General features: G+C 68.8%; 14 protein-coding genes. 5 read left to right on the top strand and 9 right to left on the bottom strand.

The features are described 5' to 3' along the window. The first annotated feature begins 33 nt into the window (after nucleotides 1-33). Nucleotides 34-810: an SDR family NAD(P)-dependent oxidoreductase gene (locus BJ980_RS07780; protein WP_179501771.1), complete on the top strand. Its 777-nt coding sequence runs from the start codon at nucleotides 34-36 to the stop codon at nucleotides 808-810. 70 nt (nucleotides 811-880) lie between these two features. On the opposite strand, the gene BJ980_RS07775 is transcribed toward BJ980_RS07780, so the two are convergent. Further along, entirely contained in the window at nucleotides 881-1,171 is a 291-nt protein-coding gene (locus BJ980_RS07775; RefSeq protein ID WP_179501770.1) for a hypothetical protein, read from the bottom strand. Further along, entirely contained in the window at nucleotides 1,171-1,446 is a 276-nt protein-coding gene (locus BJ980_RS07770) for a hypothetical protein (protein WP_179501769.1), read from the bottom strand. Before BJ980_RS07770 ends, BJ980_RS07775 begins: the two co-directional genes overlap by 1 nt. Before the next feature lie 69 nt (nucleotides 1,447-1,515). Here BJ980_RS07770 and hflX point away from each other — a divergent pair, with 69 nt between their 5' ends. The 4 genes from hflX (at nucleotide 1,516) to BJ980_RS07750 (ending at nucleotide 8,337) form a co-directional block, all read left to right on the top strand. Continuing rightward, the gene (hflX, locus tag BJ980_RS07765) at nucleotides 1,516-3,066 is read left to right on the top strand and encodes a GTPase HflX (RefSeq protein ID WP_179501768.1); all 1,551 of its coding nucleotides are present in this window, start codon (nucleotides 1,516-1,518) and stop codon (nucleotides 3,064-3,066) included. Nucleotides 3,067-3,081: 15 nt separating this feature from the next. Beyond that, nucleotides 3,082-3,783, top strand: a complete 702-nt coding sequence (locus BJ980_RS07760) for a GDSL-type esterase/lipase family protein (RefSeq protein WP_179501767.1) — start codon at nucleotides 3,082-3,084, stop codon at nucleotides 3,781-3,783. Between the two features lie 57 nt (nucleotides 3,784-3,840). After that, a complete protein-coding gene (gene secD, locus BJ980_RS07755) occupies nucleotides 3,841-6,171 on the top strand; it encodes a protein translocase subunit SecD (protein WP_179501766.1) in 2,331 nt (776 codons plus the stop codon). A gap of 279 nt (nucleotides 6,172-6,450) precedes the next feature. Then, nucleotides 6,451-8,337: an ATP-dependent DNA helicase gene (locus tag BJ980_RS07750; RefSeq protein WP_179503806.1), complete on the top strand. Its 1,887-nt coding sequence runs from the start codon at nucleotides 6,451-6,453 to the stop codon at nucleotides 8,335-8,337. 3 nt (nucleotides 8,338-8,340) lie between these two features. On the opposite strand, the gene BJ980_RS07745 is transcribed toward BJ980_RS07750, so the two are convergent. The 7 genes from BJ980_RS07745 to BJ980_RS07715 form a co-directional block, all read right to left on the bottom strand. Next, nucleotides 8,341-9,765, bottom strand: coding sequence for a zinc metalloprotease (locus tag BJ980_RS07745; protein WP_179501765.1), 1,425 nt, complete (start codon nucleotides 9,763-9,765; stop codon nucleotides 8,341-8,343). Nucleotides 9,766-9,866: 101 nt separating this feature from the next. After that, complete coding sequence (locus BJ980_RS07740) at nucleotides 9,867-11,189, bottom strand: alkaline phosphatase family protein (protein ID WP_179501764.1); 1,323 nt, start codon at nucleotides 11,187-11,189, stop codon at nucleotides 9,867-9,869. Next, nucleotides 11,189-12,856, bottom strand: a complete 1,668-nt coding sequence (locus BJ980_RS07735; protein WP_179501763.1) for an alkaline phosphatase D family protein — start codon at nucleotides 12,854-12,856, stop codon at nucleotides 11,189-11,191. The genes BJ980_RS07740 and BJ980_RS07735 overlap by 1 nt, the downstream gene beginning before the upstream one ends. Nucleotides 12,857-12,953: 97 nt before the next feature. Then, on the bottom strand, nucleotides 12,954-13,679 hold the full coding sequence (lexA, locus tag BJ980_RS07730; protein WP_179501762.1) for a transcriptional repressor LexA: 726 nt from the start codon (nucleotides 13,677-13,679) through the stop codon (nucleotides 12,954-12,956). 252 nt (nucleotides 13,680-13,931) lie between these two features. After that, complete coding sequence (locus tag BJ980_RS07725) at nucleotides 13,932-14,276, bottom strand: LysM peptidoglycan-binding domain-containing protein (RefSeq protein ID WP_179501761.1); 345 nt, start codon at nucleotides 14,274-14,276, stop codon at nucleotides 13,932-13,934. 237 nt (nucleotides 14,277-14,513) lie between these two features. Further along, entirely contained in the window at nucleotides 14,514-16,256 is a 1,743-nt protein-coding gene (locus BJ980_RS07720) for an ABC transporter ATP-binding protein (protein WP_179501760.1), read from the bottom strand. Then, entirely contained in the window at nucleotides 16,253-17,962 is a 1,710-nt protein-coding gene (locus tag BJ980_RS07715) for an ABC transporter transmembrane domain-containing protein (protein WP_179501759.1), read from the bottom strand. The genes BJ980_RS07720 and BJ980_RS07715 overlap by 4 nt, the downstream gene beginning before the upstream one ends. Between the last annotated feature and the right edge of the window lie 50 nt (nucleotides 17,963-18,012).

Here is an 18,012-nt window from a genome sequence, read left to right as displayed (position 1 = left end):
CGAGGTTCGCCCGCACCCAATAGCATCCCTGTCATGGACATCACCCGAGCAAGTGCAATCGTCACCGGCGGCGCCTCCGGAATCGGTGCCGCCGCCGCCCGCCAACTGGCAGCCAAGGGCGCGAAGGTCGTCGTCGCCGACCTGAACGCCGAGAAGGGCCAGGCGTTGGCCAAGGAGATCGGCGGGATCTTCGTCAGCGTCGATGTCACCGACAACGAGCAGAACAAGAACGCGGTGAACGAGGCCGTCGAGCTGGCCCCCCTGCGCGCCGTGGTCAACTCGGCCGGCATCGGTTGGGCCCAGCGCACGATCGGTCGTGACGGCGAGTTCGACTCCGCCTTCGACCTGGCCGCCTTCACCAAGGTGATCGGCATCAACCTGATCGGTACGTTCGACATGGTCCGCCTCGCGGCCACCAAGATGAGCCAGAACGAGCCCGACGCGGACGGCCAGCGTGGCGCCATCGTCAACCTCGCCTCGGTCGCCGCCTTCGACGGCCAGATCGGCCAAGCCGCCTACTCGGCGTCCAAGGGAGGCGTGGTCGGGATGACCCTCCCGGTGGCGCGCGACCTCTCCTCGGCAGGCATCCGCCTCAACACCGTGGCCCCGGGCCTGATCGACACCCCGATCTACGGCGAGGGCGAGCAGGCCGAGGCGTTCAAGGCGAAGCTCGGCGAGAGCGTGCTGTTCCCCAAGCGCCTGGGCACCCCCGACGAACTGGCCTCGATGGTGGTCGAGTGCATCACCAACTCCTACATGAACGCCGAGGTCATTCGCGTCGACGGCGGCATCCGGATGCCACCCAAGTGACCCACTGACCAGCCAAACCGGCCCGCGCCCCCACCCGGGGCGCGGGCCGTTCGCACTCCTGGGCCTGCGGTCAGCCGACGAGGCCGGCGACGTTCACCGCGAGCAGGAAAACCAGGTAGAAGACGGGTGCGCCGAGGATCGACAGCGCCAGGCCGGTGCCGAAGTGACGCACCTGGCCCCGCAGCCCGAGCATCGCCGCCCCGAGCAGCGGTGGCAGGAACGCGAACATCGAGGCGCCGGGGACATCGGTGAACCACGGGAACGCCGACAGGCTGAGCCCGATCGCCATCGCGACGACGCTGAGCGGGCCGAAGAAGCTCCGACCGAAACCGGGCCGGGTGTCGAGGACGTCCTGGCTCATCAGGTCACCAGCCCGGGAACCAGTGCCCACGGCAGGCAGGCCAAGGCACCGGCGAGCAACCCCAGGCCCCAGCTGCGTGCGCGGCGCTGACCGATCCGGAAGAGCAGTCCGCCCACGGCCAGCCACCCGATGCAGGCCATCGCCAGGCTGAGCGTGTCGGAGAGCCCGAGCGCGAAGAGCAGGAAGGTCCAGAAGACGAGCGCCGGGACCAGCAACGCCATCATGGTTGCGATCGGCCAGGAGACCGTGGCGGGCGCGCTGGGCGAGTCGGACATGCGCACAGTTCTATCGCACCGCGAAACTCGTTGGCCGGTTGCAGGTCGGCGACATACTCTTGAAGGCATATGACGAACGCACACGAACCCTTCTCACTCGCCGCCGAGCTCGACGAGACCGACGCTTGGGACGACGACGACTTCGGTGACAACCCCGGGGATGACCAGGGGGACGACTCGGACGACGACTCCGGCGATGAGGACTGGGAGTCCGGCTATGAATCGGTCTCGACCGATGGCCCGGACCCCGAAGAGCTGACCACCGGCGCGCAGGACCTCGCCGAGCGGCACGCCCTGCGCCGGGTCGCAGGTCTGCGCACCGAGCTCGAGGACATCACCGAGGTCGAATACCGCCAGCTCCGACTCGAGCGCGTGGTGCTCGTCGGGGTCTGGACCGAGGGGACCATCGAGGACGCCGAGAACTCGATGGCCGAGCTCGCGCTGCTCGCCGAGACGGCCGGCTCCGAAGTGCTCGAGGCCATCTATCAGCGGCGCCAGAAGCCCGACCCCGCGACATACATCGGTCGCGGAAAGGTGGAGGGACTGCGCGAGATCGTCGAGGCCACCGGCGCCGACACCGTCGTGCTCGACGGTGACCTCGCCCCGAGCCAGCTGAGGAACCTCGAGGACAAGCTCAAGGTCAAGGCCGTCGACCGGACCGCACTGATCCTCGACATCTTCGCCCAGCACGCGAAGTCGAAGGAGGGCCAGGCCCAGGTCGAGCTGGCCCAGCTGCAATACATGAAACAGCGCCTGCGCGGTTGGGGTGGCAACCTGTCCCGCCAGGCCGGTGGCCGTGCCGCTGGCGGCGAGGGCATCGGTGGTCGTGGTCCCGGTGAGACGAAGATCGAGACCGATCGTCGACGCATCAACACCAAGATCGCCAAGCTCCGTCGCGAGCTCAAGGCGATGAAGGGGACCCGCGACACCAAGCGCCTCGACCGCAAGCGCAACGAGATCCCCTCGGTGGCGATCGCGGGCTACACGAACGCGGGCAAGTCCTCGCTGCTGAACCGGCTCACCGATGCCGGTGTGCTGGTCGAGGACGCGCTCTTCGCGACGCTCGACCCGACCACCCGCAAGACCACGACCTCGGACGGCCGGATCTACACGATGTCCGACACCGTCGGGTTCGTACGCCACCTGCCGCACCAGCTGATCGAGGCGTTCCGCTCGACGCTGGAGGAGGTCGCCGACGCCGACCTGATCCTGCACGTGGTCGACGGCTCGCACCCGGACCCCGAGAGCCAGATCGCGGCTGTCCGCGAGGTCTTCGCCGACATCGAGGCCAGCAAGGTCCCCGAGCTGATCGTGATCAACAAGGCCGACGCCGCCGACCCGATGGTGCTGGCCAGGTTGCGCGCCCGCGAGCCGCACTCGGTCGTGGTCAGCGCGAAGACGGGGGAGGGGATCGCCGAGGTCCTCGCCCTGGTCGAGGCCGAGCTGCCGCGTCCAGCCGTGGAGTTCTCCGCGCTCGTTCCCTATGAGCGCGGTGACCTGATCAACCGGCTGCACCAGCGCGGGGAGATCGAGTCGATGGAGCACACCGCCGACGGGACCCTGATCAAGGGCCGCGCCGACGAGAGGCTTGCGGACGAGTTGGCGGCGTACGCCGTCTGAGCGCACACTGAATCGGTGGGGATTCTGGACCGTCGTTGGCTCTGGCGCGCAGGCGCCGTGCTGATCTGTGCCCTCGTGATCGGCGGCATCGCCGCGCAGCGGGAGCAGGCGGTCAGTGAGCAGTCCTCGGCGTGCGCGCGCTTCGAGGCCCAGGCCGAGCTGCGTCTCGACGCGGTGGTCGGGAGCGGTCCGCGCACCGTCGTCATCGGCGACTCATGGGCGGCCGGGCTGGAGTCGCGTGACATCGGACGGACCTGGACCGACCAGCTCCCGGGACGGGTCACCGTGCACGCGTTCGCCGGGTCCGGCTTCAGCAGGACGGCGAGCGGGTGCGGTGAGGCCTTCTCGTACGCCGCACGCGCGGCGTCGGCGCCCTTCGACGAGGCCGCGCTGGTGGTCATCGAAGGCGGGCTGAACGACTTCGACCGGCCAGCCTCGGAGATCACCGTGGGATTCAACGCCGTGATCGACCAGATGATCGCCCGAGGCGTCGAACCCGAGGAGATCCGGGTGATCGGACCCGCGCGCGCCCCGTCGCGTGCAGGGGGAGCGATCCGGGTGGACCGGCTGCTGTCCGATCTCGCCGAGCGCCGCGACATCGCCTATGTGTCGGTCATCGACCTCGAGCTCGACTATCTCGACGACCAGCTGCACCTCACTGACGCGGGGCATGCGATGTTCGGCAGCGTGGTGCAGGAACGGTTGGGCGTGGGCTGAGCGGCCATCTGTGGCCCGATTCACGTCGAGTTGGCGTCGTGGTGGAAGATTGCGCTCATGTCACGTGGTGCTTTCCTACGCCTTCTGCTGGTCATCGGACTGCTGGGTGGATGCTTCTGGCTCTCCGTAGAGAAGGAGCCCCGCCTCGGGATCGACCTTCGCGGTGGGTCCCAACTCATGTATCAGGCGCAGGACCCGGAGAATCCGGACGACGAGGTCACCGCCAGTGAGGTCGACCGCACCCTCGAGGTGCTCCGTGGTCGCGTCGACTCCCTCGGTGTCTCCGAGCCCACCCTGGTCCGTGTCGGCGACGACCGGATCCTGGTCGAGCTGCCCGACGTGCAGGACCCGGAGGCGGCCAAGGAGGTCATCGGCAAGACGGCCCGACTGACCATGCACCCGGTCGTCAGTGCTGCGCAGAGCACGCAGGCGAAGCCCTCCAAGGCGGGCAACAGGGTCATCGCGGACGAGGACGGCCAGCCGATCGAGATCGGGAAGACCCGGATCACCGGTGACCAGATCAAGAGTGCCGAAGCGGGCGTGCCGCAGAACCAGGTGAAGTGGGTCGTCAACATCGACTTCGATGGTGACGGCGGCAAGGCATACAAGAAGCTCACCGGCGAGCAGGCGTGCGCGCCGGTCAACGACCCCGCCCGCCGTATCGCCATCGTCCTGGACAACAAGGTCATCTCCTCGCCGCAGGTCGACGAGTCCCTCTCCTGCAACAACGGCATCAGCGGCGGCAAGACCGAGATCAACGGAAACTTCACCGAGAAGGACGCCCGCGACCTCTCCGTCCTGATCGAGGGCGGTGCCCTCCCGCTGGCCCTGGGCTCGGTCGACGAGAACGGCAAGTTCCTCACCGGCGTCCCGATGCAGGACTCGGTCGTCGGCCCCACGCTCGGTGACGCCGCGATCAAGGCCTCGATCGAGGCCGGCATCATCGGCCTGATCCTGACCGGCCTCTTCATCATCATCGTCTATCGCCTGGTCGGGTTCCTGGCCACGATGGCGCTCGCGTCCTACGCCCTGCTGGCCTATGCGATGACGCTCGCCGTCGGCGCGACCCTGACCCTGCCCGGTCTTGCCGGATTCGTGCTCGCCATCGGATTGGCGATCGACGCGAACGTGCTGGTCTTCGAGCGAGCACGGGAGGAATATGCAGAGAATCCCAAGGCCGGGATGAGACGTGCGCTCCAGGTCGGCTTCAACAAGGCCTGGACCGCCATCATCGACTCCAACGTGACGACCCTGCTGGCCGCGTTGCTGCTCTTCATCTTCGCGTCCGGCTCGGTCAAGGGCTTCGGTGTCACCCTCTCCATCGGTGTCATCGCCTCGATGATCTCGGCGCTCGTCATCGCCCGGGTGCTCACCGAGATCGCAGTCTCCAGCCGTCCGGTCGCTCGCCGTCCGCACATCACGGGTCTCAGCAACGTCGGGCGGGTCCGCACCTGGTTGACCAAGAAGGACCCGCAGATCATGAAGCGTCGCAAGACGTGGATGGTCGTCTCGGTCCTGGCCACCCTGTTCGCGATCGGCGGCATCGCCAGTCAGGGCCTCAACCTCGGGCTCGAGTTCACCGGTGGACGCACGATCGAATACTCCACCGCCAAGGACATCTCCGCCGACGAAGCACGCGAGTCCGTCGTCGACGCCGGTCTTCCCGAGGCCGTGGTGCAGAAGGTCAAGGCCAGCGACGGCACCGAGCGGGTCTCGATCCGCGCCGGGGAGATCACCAACGAGCAGCGCGACCAGATCGCCGAAGGGCTCGAGAAGCAGGCCGGCAAGGTCGAGCAGGTCACCGACGACACCGTCGCGGCCAGTCTCGGTCAGGAGCTGAAGGAGAAGGCGCTGATCGCCTTCCTGATCGCCCTTGCGGCCCAGATGCTCTATCTGGCGATCCGGTTCCACTGGACCTTCGCGCTCTCGGCCGTGGCGTCGATGGCACACGACGTACTGCTGGTGACCGGCATCTTCGCCTGGTTCGGCAAGCCGATCGACGGCATCTTCCTGGCCGCGGCGCTGACCATCGTGGGCCTGTCCGTCAACGACACCGTGGTCGTCTTCGACCGCATCCGAGAACGTTGGCAGGGAACCAAGACCGGCACCTTCGACGAGGTGGCCAACAAGGCGATGATCGAGACGATGCCGCGCACGGTGAACACCGGTCTCGGCGCCATGTTCATCCTCGGGGCGCTGACGTTCATGAGCGGTGACTCGCTGGAGGACTTCGCGCTCGCGCTGCTGCTCGGGTTGATCATCGGCACCTATTCGACGGTCTTCGTCGCCACCCCGTTGGCGAGCTATCTGCAGCAGGTCCAGCCGTTCTCGCGGGAGAAGAAGGAACGCAAGGAACGCGATCCCAGCGACTCGGGTGCCGTGGTCTGAGCCACGCCCGTTCCGTGCGGCGACCCGTCGTCCAGCCTCTTGCTGGTGGCGGGTCGTTCGCATTTCGCGGTGGGCTGGAAGGTGAATTCACGACGGGTCGGCGTGCGGGTGTGTACGACGGTCCGCGGCGTCGGTGGGCAAGGTTAGGGTTTCCGGGTGCCCGACGACCTGACCACCACTCCCGAGACCGCGACCGACCCGGCCCAGGCGCCCGTGACCAGCCTGCTGGCGGAGGCGGTCCAGGCCCTCGGTGGCCAGGAGCGGGCCGGCCAGGTGCAGATGGCGCAGGCGGTCGCCGAGTCGATGGAGTCCGGCCAGCACCTGCTCGTCCAGGCCGGGACCGGCACCGGGAAGTCGCTGGCCTACCTGATCCCGAGCCTGCTCCACGACGAGCGGGTCGTGGTCGCCACCGCGACCCTGGCCCTGCAGCACCAGCTGGTGGAGCGTGACATCCCGCGCCTGGTCGACGCGCTGAAGGCCAAGCCCGGCGTCGACACGTCCTACGCCGTCCTCAAGGGCCGGTCCAACTACGCCTGCCTGCACCGGGTCCGCGAGGGCGCGCCCGACGACCAGGGTGCGCTGGTCGAGCTGCCCACCGGCTCGATGGGTGCCGAGGTCGTCAAACTCCGCGAGTGGGCCGAGCAGGAGGCGGAGAAGAACGGCACCGGTGAGCGCGACAACGCACCCCGGCACACCGATCGGGTCTGGCGTCAGGTCTCGGTCAGCGCCCGCGAGTGCCTGGGCAAGGCGCGGTGCCAGTTCGGTGAGGAGTGCTTCGCTGAGCGGGCCAAGGAGAAGGCCGCCGCCAGCAGCCTGATCATCACCAACCACAGCCTGCTCGCCATCGACGCCATCGAGGGCGTCCCGATGATCCCGGACTACGACACCGTCGTGATCGACGAGGCCCACGAGGTCGTCGCCCGGGTCACCCAGGCCGCCACCGACGAGCTCGCGGTCAGCGACGTCGAGCGCGCCGCCCGCCGCGCTGCCCGCTATGTCGAGGAGAGCGAGGCCGACGACCTCGACGACGCCGCCGGTGCGCTCAAGGACGCCATCGAGCGCACCGAGGCCGGGCGGATCGACAAGATGGATCCGCAGCTCGCCGATGCCCTGATCCTGGTCCGCGACGGCGCCCGCGCCGCGCTCGGCGCGATCCCCAAGGAGAAGGACGGCGAGGCCGATCCGGGTCGCAACCAGGCCAAGGCCGGGGTGCAGGAGGTGTTCGCCACCGCCGATCGGATGGCCGCCGACCTGAACAGCGACGTGCTGTGGCTCAACGACCGCGACCCCCGCCACGGAGGACCCCAGCTCTGCGTGGCGCCCCTCCAGGTCTGGGGCCAGATGCGCGACAAGCTGCTCGCCGACAAGACCGTGGTCTTCACGTCCGCGACGCTGATGCTGGGCGGCGACTTCAACAACATCGCCACCTCCGTGGGCCTCAAGCCCACCGAGCGGGTGCTGGCCGGGGGAGAGGAACGCCCCGGGGACGGCGTACAGCCCTGGCGGGGCATCGATGTGGGGTCACCCTTCAACTATCCGCAGCAGGCGATCCTCTACGTCGCCAAGCACCTGCCCCCGCCCGGACGCGAGGGGCTGGGCACCAAGCACCTGGACGAGATCGTCGAGCTCGTCGACGCGGCCGAGGGCCGCACCCTGGGCCTGTTCTCGAGCAAGCGCGCCGCGGAGGCCGCTGCCGAGGAGACCCGTCGTCGTCTGCCTCACCTGACCACCCTGGTCCAGGGCGAGGCACAGCTGGCCGAGCTGCAGAAGCAGTTCGTCGAGGACCCGCACACGATCCTGTTCGGCACGCTCAGCCTCTGGCAGGGCCTCGACGTGCCGGGCGACACCTGCCAGCTGGTGCTGATCGACCGGATCCCGTTCCCGCGGCCCGACGACCCGTTGATGTCCGCGCGCCAGAAGGCCGCCGACCAGGCGGGCGGCAACGGGTTCATGCAGGTCGCGGCCACCCACGCTGCGCTGTTGCTGGCCCAGGGCGCAGGCCGGTTGATCCGCACCCATTCGGACCGCGGCGTGGTGGCCGTTCTCGACGCGCGACTGGCCACGGCGCGCTACGGGTCGTTCCTCAAGGCGAGCCTGCCGCCGATGTGGACCACCACCGATCCCAACGTCGCCCGCAGTGCTCTCAAGCGGCTTGCGTCGGGCTGAGGCTCACCAGCGCCGGCCACACGACGACGTGTAGCGCACCCCATAGCGGCCGAGGCTGCCATAGCCGCTGTAGCCGGTAGTGCGCGGATCCCGCGCCCCGACGCCGTCGATCACCAGGTACGTCGTGCCGACCGGGCGGATCCCGCGGAAGCTGGCATCCAGTCCACCTGCCATCCCGGACGAGGACGAGGTGGGGTTGCGGGTGGTGACCAACCGGCCGCGGCTGTTGTAGATCCGCAGTCGGATGTCGAGGTTGGGTCCGAAGCGGACGTTGCGGACAGCGACGTTCACCGTGCCTCGACAACGGGTGCGCAGCCGGAAGACGTCCACGTCGGCGCTCCGTCCGATGACACCCGATCGGGTCGACGACGGGTTCAGCCTGGTGCCCGAGGAGAGCCGGCTCGAGTGGTCGTCCGCCTTGTAGCGGGCACCGTTGGTCGCGATCACGCTCAGGTCGTCCTGCCGGTTGTTCGCACCCTGGTACTCACCCCGGCTCCACTGGGTCAGCGCCCGATCCGAGGCGCCCATCAGCGGTGCCCAGATGCCATGGCCCTGGTCATATTCGGCCGTCGTGTTCCCGTCGTGGAGCAGGTTCAAGGTGTGGCCCGCCTCGTGCGAGAGCACGTCTGCCAGGCGTCGGGGCTGGTTGCCGAGCTCCTCGGGGAAGGCCCAGAAGATCCGCTGCCCGTCCGTTCTCGGCTCGTCGAAGATGCCGACATAGGCGACTCCCGCACACCCGGGACCGCCGCAGGTGCGATCGCGCGCCGTCGTACTGCTGCTGACGACACCGTGCACGCCGAAGTAGGTGTCGCTCGCGCTGCTGCGGTTGATCCGCCATGCGGCCGGTCGCTCGGTGGTCACGTCGACGTCGAAGGGCGCGTAGTCCTCCGCGACACGGGCCCAGACCTCCTGGACCAGTGCGCGCTCGGCGTTGCTGAACCCGGCCCGGCCGTCGACGTCATAGCCCGCATAGGTGCCGCAGGGCAGCGCCCCGAGGCCGAGCAGCCCGCCGCGGTTCCACTCGGTGTCACAGACCCGCTCACCGGTGAAGTCGAGATAGATCACCTTCTTGCTGCCCCTGCGGCTGTGCAGCTTGAACGTGTCCGCCAACGGGTGGTCCGGACTCGCGGCCACCACCGGGGCGCTGCTCGTCGCGGACGCCTTGGCCACCCGGTCGGCGTGGTAGAGCCGACCCTTGGCGTCCAGTCGCATGCTGGCGTCCTCGCGCAGCAGCTGCGTGACCTGGGCGAGGCTCTCGCCGGTCTCGCCCGCAATCTCCTTGACCTTGTCCACCGTGACGCTCTGTCCGGCGGCGGTGCGGATGTCCTGGTCGGCCTGCGACGGGCTCCCCGTCGCAGCCAGGGTGGCCGCGACCAGGGTGGCGGCGAGCAGCAGGCGCGTTCTCGCGCTTCCTCGGTTGGTCCTCACGGTGCGATCACGATCCTGACTACGTCAACGAAGGGCTGGCTGCCTGCCTGCTCAACGCCGCGCGCGGCAATCAGTGACGGCTTACGGCGAGCGGTGCCGACTCAGATGCGGTGCCGGCCGTCCCACGTCTTCGACCCCGTGGGCGCCTGCAGCCCGAAGAACTTCGACACCGTCGGTGCGACGTCCTGGGTGTGCGCGATCGAGCTGGAGCTCCCCCGGGGCAGCCCCTGCCATCCTCCGGCGATGAAGAACGGGATGGACGCGGTGGCCGGGTGGCCGTGATTGCCCGGGATCGGGTTGGAGACCACCGAGGGGTCGCTGAACCGCCAACCGGACTTGCAGTAGACGACGACATCGCCGGCGTGGCCCCCGAGGCGGAGGGTGGGGCGTTCCTTGAGCCGGTCGTGCGCGGAGAGGACACCGGGCTGTGCGCGGGCGATGCGGATCATGCGGTCCACCGCGGTCTGCCTCAGTTCGGCGGGCCCGGTCCAGTAGAGCAGGTCGGCGCCACCGTTCTGGGCGATCTGCACCTTCTGGCTGAGCTCGGGGTCGGCCTCGAGCTTGTCGGTCAGCGAGATCACGTTGTGCGGCAACGACCAGTCCATCGAGTGGTCGGCGAGCACGATCACCATCGTGTTCTGCCAGCGGCTAGTCTGCTTGAGCAGGTCGATGAAGGACTTCAGCTGCACGTCTGTGTTGACCAGGGCTGCGCGGCGCGCGAGCTGCAGCGTCGTACCGGTCAGGTCGGCATGGCCCACCCGGTCCACGTCGCCGAGGTTGACGAACATGAACTCAGGGTCGTGGGTGGTCACCATCTTCTTGGCGGCCTCGATGGTGAACACGTCGGGGGCGTGGTTGGTGATCGGGATCAGCGGCGCGGGCTCCCAGCGGCGGGTGGCCCGGGTGCCGAAGATGCCATAGAGGTAGTCCTTGCTGAGCACCGTCGCGGTGGTTCGGCCGCTGCGGTTGATCTGGGAGATGATCGTGTCGGCACGCAGGTCGCTGGGCCGGTCCATGTCGCGCACGACCTTGGCGTTGCGGTCATAGATCGAGTTGGCCGGCACTCCGGTCTTGTCCGGCCGCATCCCGGTCATCATCATCACGTGGTTGGGGATGGTCTCCATGATCGGCAGGGACCGGGCCCGGGGGAAGTTCATCCCCGAGTCGCGCAGCCGCTTGGTGTTGGGCATCAGGCCACCGCCGATCTCGTCGGGACGGCAACCGTCGATCACCAGCACGTAGCAGCGCTTGCGGTTGAACGGCGCGGCCGTGGCAGGCGCCGCACCCAGGGCGCTGGAGAAGACGAGTCCGGCACCCCCGGCACCGGCGACCTTGAGCAGGGTACGACGATCCGCGGTCACCGCTTCCTCGCCGGTGGCGAGGTCGGGGATCGCGGCGAACCCGGAGCCGTTGTCCTCACACATCACGCACCACCCACCGGGGTGTGGACGCGGCGCAGCTGCTGGGTGCCCGCGAGCGTCTGCCACGAGGCCTGCCAGGTGAGTCCGGTGCTCTTCACTGCTCTGTCTCCGATTGCGTAGTAGTCGCACTGCACCCGGGCCGAGGTGACGTCGAGGACCGAGTAGCCGTGGTCGTCGAAGTTGAGGTGGCGGATGTGTGGGTTGGCGGCGGTCAGGATGGTCTCGACCGCGACCGATGCGGTCCGGCGCTGGACGCCGAGGATGTCCTTGAGGTTGTTGCTGGTGACCGAGGTGCAGACGAACTCCACGCCGGCATTCTCGCGGACCACGGGATAGCTGCCCGGGTCGAAGGGGAGCTCGCACGCCCAGGCGGAGTGGATGTCGCCGGTGAGGAAGACCGTGTCGGTGATCCCCTGGTCGCGGATGTGCTCGAAGAGCACGCGGCGATCGTGGGTGTAGCCGTCCCACTGGTCGATGTTGTAGGCCACGCCGTCCTCGGGCAACAGCTTGGTGACGTCGTTGATCGGATCGATCAGCGCGTCGGGGACGGTGCCGAAGGTGACCGGGGCGATCATCACCGGGTTGCCGACCAGCTTCCACTGGGCCCGCTCGCTGGTGAGGTTCTTCTTGAGCCAGGCGAGCTGTTGTGCGCCGGCGATGCTGCGTTCCGAGGAGCTGGCCTCACCGGAGGCAGGTGACTCCACCGGTGTGCTGCGATAGGTGCGCAGGTCGAGCATGCTCAGCTCGGCCAGCTGGCCGAAGCGCAGGGTGCGGAACAGGCGGGTGCCGTCCCCGAGTGCGGCAGTGCCACTCATCCGCACCGGCATCCACTCGTCGTACGCCCGGTGGCTGCGTGCACGACGGGTGAGCCAGCTGCCTTCGCTGGCGTCGTGGTTCTCGGCACCCTCCTTGTTGGCGTCGTTGGTCACCTCGTGGTCGTCCCAGGTGACGATGAACGGATAGCGGGCGTGCAGCTCCTGCAGGTCGGCGTCGCGCTTGTACTGCGCGTGGCGCTGGCGGTAGTCGGCCAGGCTGACCATCTCGCGCGCCGGCGCGTGCTTGCGGATGTCGACGTTGTCGTTGCCGTAGCCGTACTGGCCGGGGCCGTATTCGTAGATGTAGTCGCCGAGGTGGACGATCGCGTGCAGGTCGTTGCGCTTGGCCAGGTGGCGGTAGGCGCTGAACCAACCGGCCTGCAGGTTCGAGCACGAGACCATGCCCAGGCGCACGCGGCTCGGGGTGGAGGAGTGCGCGGGGGCGGTGCGGGTGCGGCCGACGCGGCTGAAGCGGCCCTTGTAGGAGAACCGGTAGAAGTACCACCGGGCCGGCTGGAGCCCGGTGACGTCGAGCTTGACGGTGTGGTCGTCGCTCGCACCGGTGGCGATCCGGCCCTTCTTCACGATCCGCCGGAAGGCCTGGTCGGTGGCGACCTCGTAGTCGACCCAGACCCGCGGGCCCTTGCCCGAGCCGGGCGTGGAGGTCGACGTCGGCGTGACGCGGGTCCAGATCACCACCCGGTCCGGCATCGGGTCGCCCGAGGCCACGCCGTGGGCGAAGTAGGCAGAAGCGCCCGAGGCGGTGGACCCGCTTGCGGCCACGATGGTGGCGGTGCCGGCGGCGGCTGCGGAGCCCTTGATGACGGTACGACGATCAACGGATGCGGTGGTCACGCCTCATTGAACGACGGCCAAGGCCTCAAGGTGACGCCCGACGGATGTGAGAACCAATCGTTCACCAGGACGTCGCCGATTGGTTCACACCTTTGGTTCACACCTTGCGCAGCACCGCGGTGACGACACCGAGAATGGAGGCGTTGTTGCCGTCGATCGGGTCGTAGGCGTCGTTGTGCGGCATCAACCAGACCTGGCCGTCCTTGCGCTGCAACGTCTTGACGGTGGCTTCGCCATCGATCAGGGCGGCGACGATCTCGCCGTTGCGGGCGGTCTGCTCCTGGCGGATGACGACGTAGTCGCCGTTGCAGATGGCCGCGTCGATCATCGAGTCACCGGAGACCTCGAGCAGGAACAGGGTGCCGTCGCCGACCAGGGACTTGGGCAGCGGGAAGATCTCCTCGACGCGCTCCTCGGCGAGGATCGGGCCACCGGCAGCGATCCGGCCGACGATCGGGACGTAGGTCGCAGCCGGCATGGCGTCGCCGATGCCGGTCTCGTCGTAGTCGACCTCGTCGGCGCTGCCCACGGCGCGGGATGCGGCAGCGGTCTCGGGCATGAAGACCTGGATGGCGCGGGGGCGGTTGGGGTCGCGCTTGATGAAGCCCTTGGCCTCGAGCACCTTGAGCTGGTGGGAGACCGAGGAGGAGCTGGTCAGTCCCACCGTCTCGCCGATCTCGCGCATGCTCGGGGGATAGCCGCGGGTCTCGATCGACTCGCGCAGCGTGGTCAGGATCCGCTGTTGGCGCGGGGTCAGGCCGGTGGCGTCCGGGGGCCCGTCGGGTAGGGAGGTGACCTTTGCCTTCGGGTCCTTCGGTGCCATGGATCTGCCTTCCGCTGTGCTGGTCGTCCTGCAAGAGGGGTGCTGCGCCGTGTTGGGTCTCACGCTAGCCGTCGGAGGCGGCATGTTCAAACACCTGTTCGAACGTGTCGCGGCGTCATGTCGCGGTGTTCTGGGCGGTGAAATGCGCCGTCGTGAAATGCGCCAAGGGGCGGGATCGCCCGGATCCCGCCCCTTGTCTTCCCCATCTGCAGGCCGGGGTCGAGGCGACCTGCAGAAAACTGTGGTGTCCGGTCAGTCGGTGACCGGGACGTGGATCTCCTGGCCGGCGACGAGCATCGACGAGTCCAGGGCGTTGAGGTCCTTGATCGTGGCCATCATGTCGCGCACGCTGCCGTCCTCGGCGAGGTCGGACGAGATGCCCCAGAGGGTCTCGCCATAGCCGACCATGATCACCTCGGTCTGCTGCTCGGAGCCCGACTCGTTGTTGCTTGCCACCGAGGAGGTTCCGAGGAACACCGCGCCGGCCAGCACGAAGAGCAGTGCGGCGACGAAGACCACGAGGCGGCCGCGACGGGTCAGGCGAACCTGCGACGTGCGGAAGCTCGGAATGCTGGGGGTGAGGGTCATGGTGCTCATCAGAAGACCTCCGGGGAAGGGGGTTGGTCGGTGTCGAGCTATGTCTAATGGCGACCACCGACAACGGGTGCCGCTCGATCAGACGTTCGATCGAACACATGTACGAAGTTAGAGCACCTGTTCGAACAAATCAAGCCCCGGGCGAACAAATGTTCGATGCGTGTCGCGGACAGAATGCGAATTCACGACGGGTCGGCGACAAAGGGCAGGGAGCGGCGAAGCGGGGACGGCGGAGCCTCAGCTGGACCAGGCGGCCCAGAGCTCGGCATAACGACCGTCGGCCGCGAGCAGCTCGTCGTGCGAGCCCTCCTCGACGACCACGCCCTCGTGCAACACCAGCACCCGGTCCGCGGTTGCCGACTGGGTCAGGCGGTGGGCGACGACCAGGGCGCCACGTCCCGAGGTGACCGCGAGTGCGGCCTCCTCGAGCTCGCGCGCGCCGGCCGAGCCTGCCTCGGCAGTGGCCTCGTCCAGGACGACGTACCAGGGATCGGCCAGTGCGATCCGTGCCAGCGCCAGCTGCTGCGCCTGGGCAGGTGTCACCGGGTGCGAACCGGTGCCGATCACGGTGTCCAGGCCCTCGGGCAGCAACGAGACCCAGCGGGACGCGTGGACCAGGTCGAGGGCGGCGAGGACCTGGGCGTCCGTGGCCGAGGCGTCGACCAGGGTCACCGCCTCGCGCACGGTGCCGGCGAAGACGTGGAAGTCCTGGCTGATCAACGCCACCCGCGAGCGGAGCAGGGACGTGGACAGGTCGCCGATGGCGGTGCCGGCCAGGGTGACCGAGCCCGACGAGGGAGGCAGTACGCCGGCGGCGATGGCACCCAGCGTGGTCTTGCCAGCACCGGTCGCGCCGACCAGTGCGACCCGCTCGCCGGGAGCGATGCTGAGAGAGACACCCGACAGCACCGGACGTCCTGGCACATAGGAGTGGTCGATGCCGGTAAGCACCAGTGGTCCGGGCGCTTCGGGCAGTGACCCCGGGCGCTCGGGAGCATCCGGCAGCAGGGAGACGCCGGCCAGTCGGGAGAGCGAGGCGCCCGTCGACTGCACCGCGTCGAAGATGTAGAGCAGCGCGTTGATCGGGTTGAACAACCGGTGGAAGTAGAGCGCCGCCGCGGTGACCGCGCCGACCGAGGTCGAGTCGGCGCGGACCAGCCAGAAGCCGGTGGTCAGCACCAGCAGCAGACCGATCAGCTCGGCCCGGTTGGACCGGGCGCCGAAGCGGGTGAGCAGCCGGAACACCGTCATCGAGATGTCACGCGCCTGGGCGGATCGGTTCTCGATCGTGGCGACCTGGCCCGAGGACATCCCGAACGCGCGCACGGTCGCGGCGCCCTGGAGCCCGCTGACCATCACCTGCGCCCGCTCGCCCTGGGCGACTCGCTCGCGGGCATAGAACGGTCCGGACTTCGGCAGGTACCACCGCAGCGCCATCGCATAGAACGGCGCCGCACCCAGACCGGCCAGTCCGAGTCGCCAGTCGAGGGCGAAGAGGCCGACAGCCGTGAACGTGACCAGGACCAGCGAGTTCACCAGGGTCGGCACGATCTCGGTCAGCGAGTTGGCCACCGTCCGGGCGTCGTCACCCACCCGGGAGAGCAGGTCACCGGTGCCGGCCTCCTCCACGCGCGCCGAGTCGAGGGCCAGTGCCTTGTCGAGCACGTCCTCGCGCAACGTGGCAAGAGCAGGCTCACCGGCGCGGGCGAGGAAGGCGACCGAGGCCCAGGTGAAGAGCCCGCCGGCGACGGCTGCCGCCGCGATCACGAGTGCGGCCCGGGTGATCTCGCGTTCGGGTGCGCCGTCGATGACCAGGTCGACGATCGTGCCGAGCATCCACGGTGCGACCAGGGCGCACAGCCCGGCCAGGATGAACGAGGCGATGGTCAGCAGCAGCGGGAGACGACGGCTGGCCACCAGTCGCCACGCCAGCCGGGCGGTCTCCTGGCGCGAGGCGATCGGGAGGATGTTGCGGCTCATCGCAGCACCACCTCCGCATAGGTCGACTCCGACGCAAGGTCGTGGTGGGTGCCCTCGGACTGCACACGGCCCTCGGCCACCAGCACCACGCGGTGGCACTGGGCCAGCAGGGCGGGGGAGGAGGTGATCAACCAGGTCGTACGTCGTGACGCGCCGGCCGTGCGCAGCCTGCGGATGCCCTGCGCGATGCGGTGCTCGGTGACTGCGTCGACCGCGGTGGTCGGGTCGTGGAGCACCAAGATGGGGGCATCCATCGCCAGGGCCCGGGCAAGCGCGATCCGCTGGCGCTGGCCGCCGGAGAAGGTGGCACCGTCCGGGGTGACCGGCTGGTCGAGTCCTTCGGGGACCAGGGACACCACGTCGGCGCAGGCCGACGCATCGAGCAGCAGGCCCAGGGCCCGCTCGTTGAGGCGCCCGGTCGGGTCGACGTTGCTTCGCAGGGTGCCCTCGAAGAGGTCGACGTGGTGCGGGTTGACCAGCAGGTGCGCCTCGCGTGCGGAGCTGCTCAGGTCGCGCAGGGGGAGCCCGCCGAGCGAGATCGTGCCCGAGGTCGGTGTGATCGACCCGTTGACCAGGCCCATCAGGGTGGCGGCCGCGGTCGGGTCGGTGACGGCGATGCCGAGGATCTCCCCGGGCCGAGACGCCAGGTCGACCGCGTCGAGCCCGGGCGCGCTGACACCGCTCAGGCGCAGCTCTGCGGGGGTGAAGACCGGGCTGGACTCGCCCTCCTCGACCAGTCGCGGTGAGGCGAGGAAGTCGACGATGCGTCGCGCGGAGGCGTGGGCGCGCGCCGTGTGCGCGGAGATGTCGCCCAGCATCCCGAGCGGTTCGGCGAGGAACTGGGTCAGGCCGACGACCGCGACCAGCTCGCCGATGGTGATGTCGCCGGAGAGGGCTCGGTGCCCGGCGACGAGCGCGACGGCTGCGAGGAACAGTCCGGCCAGGCCCTCGGTGAGGCCGGCCATTGCGCCATAGGTCGACGTACTCCGCACCGACGCGTCACGCGCCCGTCCGCTGAGCACCCGATAGCGGGCGCCTGCGACCGGTTCCGCGCCGATGCCCTTGAGCACGCGCAGGCCGCGGACCAGGTCGGTGGCCACGCCGGTCGCCTCGGCGACGGTGGCCTGTTGGTGCTCGGTGTGGCGCGAGATGCGCGGGGTGATGACCTGGGTCAGCAGCAGCACGGTCGGTACGCCGATCACCACGACGAGGCCGAGGACGAGGTCCATCGCGAGGAGGAACCAGGAGGCCCCGACGATCGAGATGACCGCGGCGATGGTGAAGCCGGTGGAGCGGATGAACTGCCCCACCAGCTCGGCGTCGGCCGTGGCCAGCGAGAGTGTCTCGCCCGGACGGAGTGCTGTCTTGGCACCCCGTGGGTGCAGTGAGTGGGCGGCGATCTCGACCCGGATCCGGTGCATCTCCATCGACACGACGTGGAAGCCGATCCAGGCGCCGTACCGGTAGCCGTAGGACAAGAAGCCGAACAGCACGCACAGCGCGAGGCCCCAGATCACCATCTGGTCGACCTCGCCGGTGGACACGGCACGGTCGATGGTCAGGCCGATGAAGACCGGGACGAGGGTCTCGCAGGCCTGCCACAGGCTGAGCAGGGCATAGGAGCCGAGGAGTTTTGCCTTGTTGCGTCGCAGTCCCCGCAGCAGCAGGGCCCACGCAGAAGCAGGCGCGGCTGCCGAATCACTCACGGGCAATGGCTATCACGTGCTGGTTAGTGTCGCCTAACTTGTCTCGCTGG

Origin of the sequence: Nocardioides daedukensis (assembly GCF_013408415.1) — a bacterium.
In the GTDB taxonomy this organism is placed as follows: Bacteria; Actinomycetota; Actinomycetes; order Propionibacteriales; family Nocardioidaceae; genus Nocardioides; species Nocardioides daedukensis.
The sequence above is the reverse complement of the archived record's forward strand: the minus strand, read 5'-3'. Positions and strand labels throughout refer to the sequence as shown.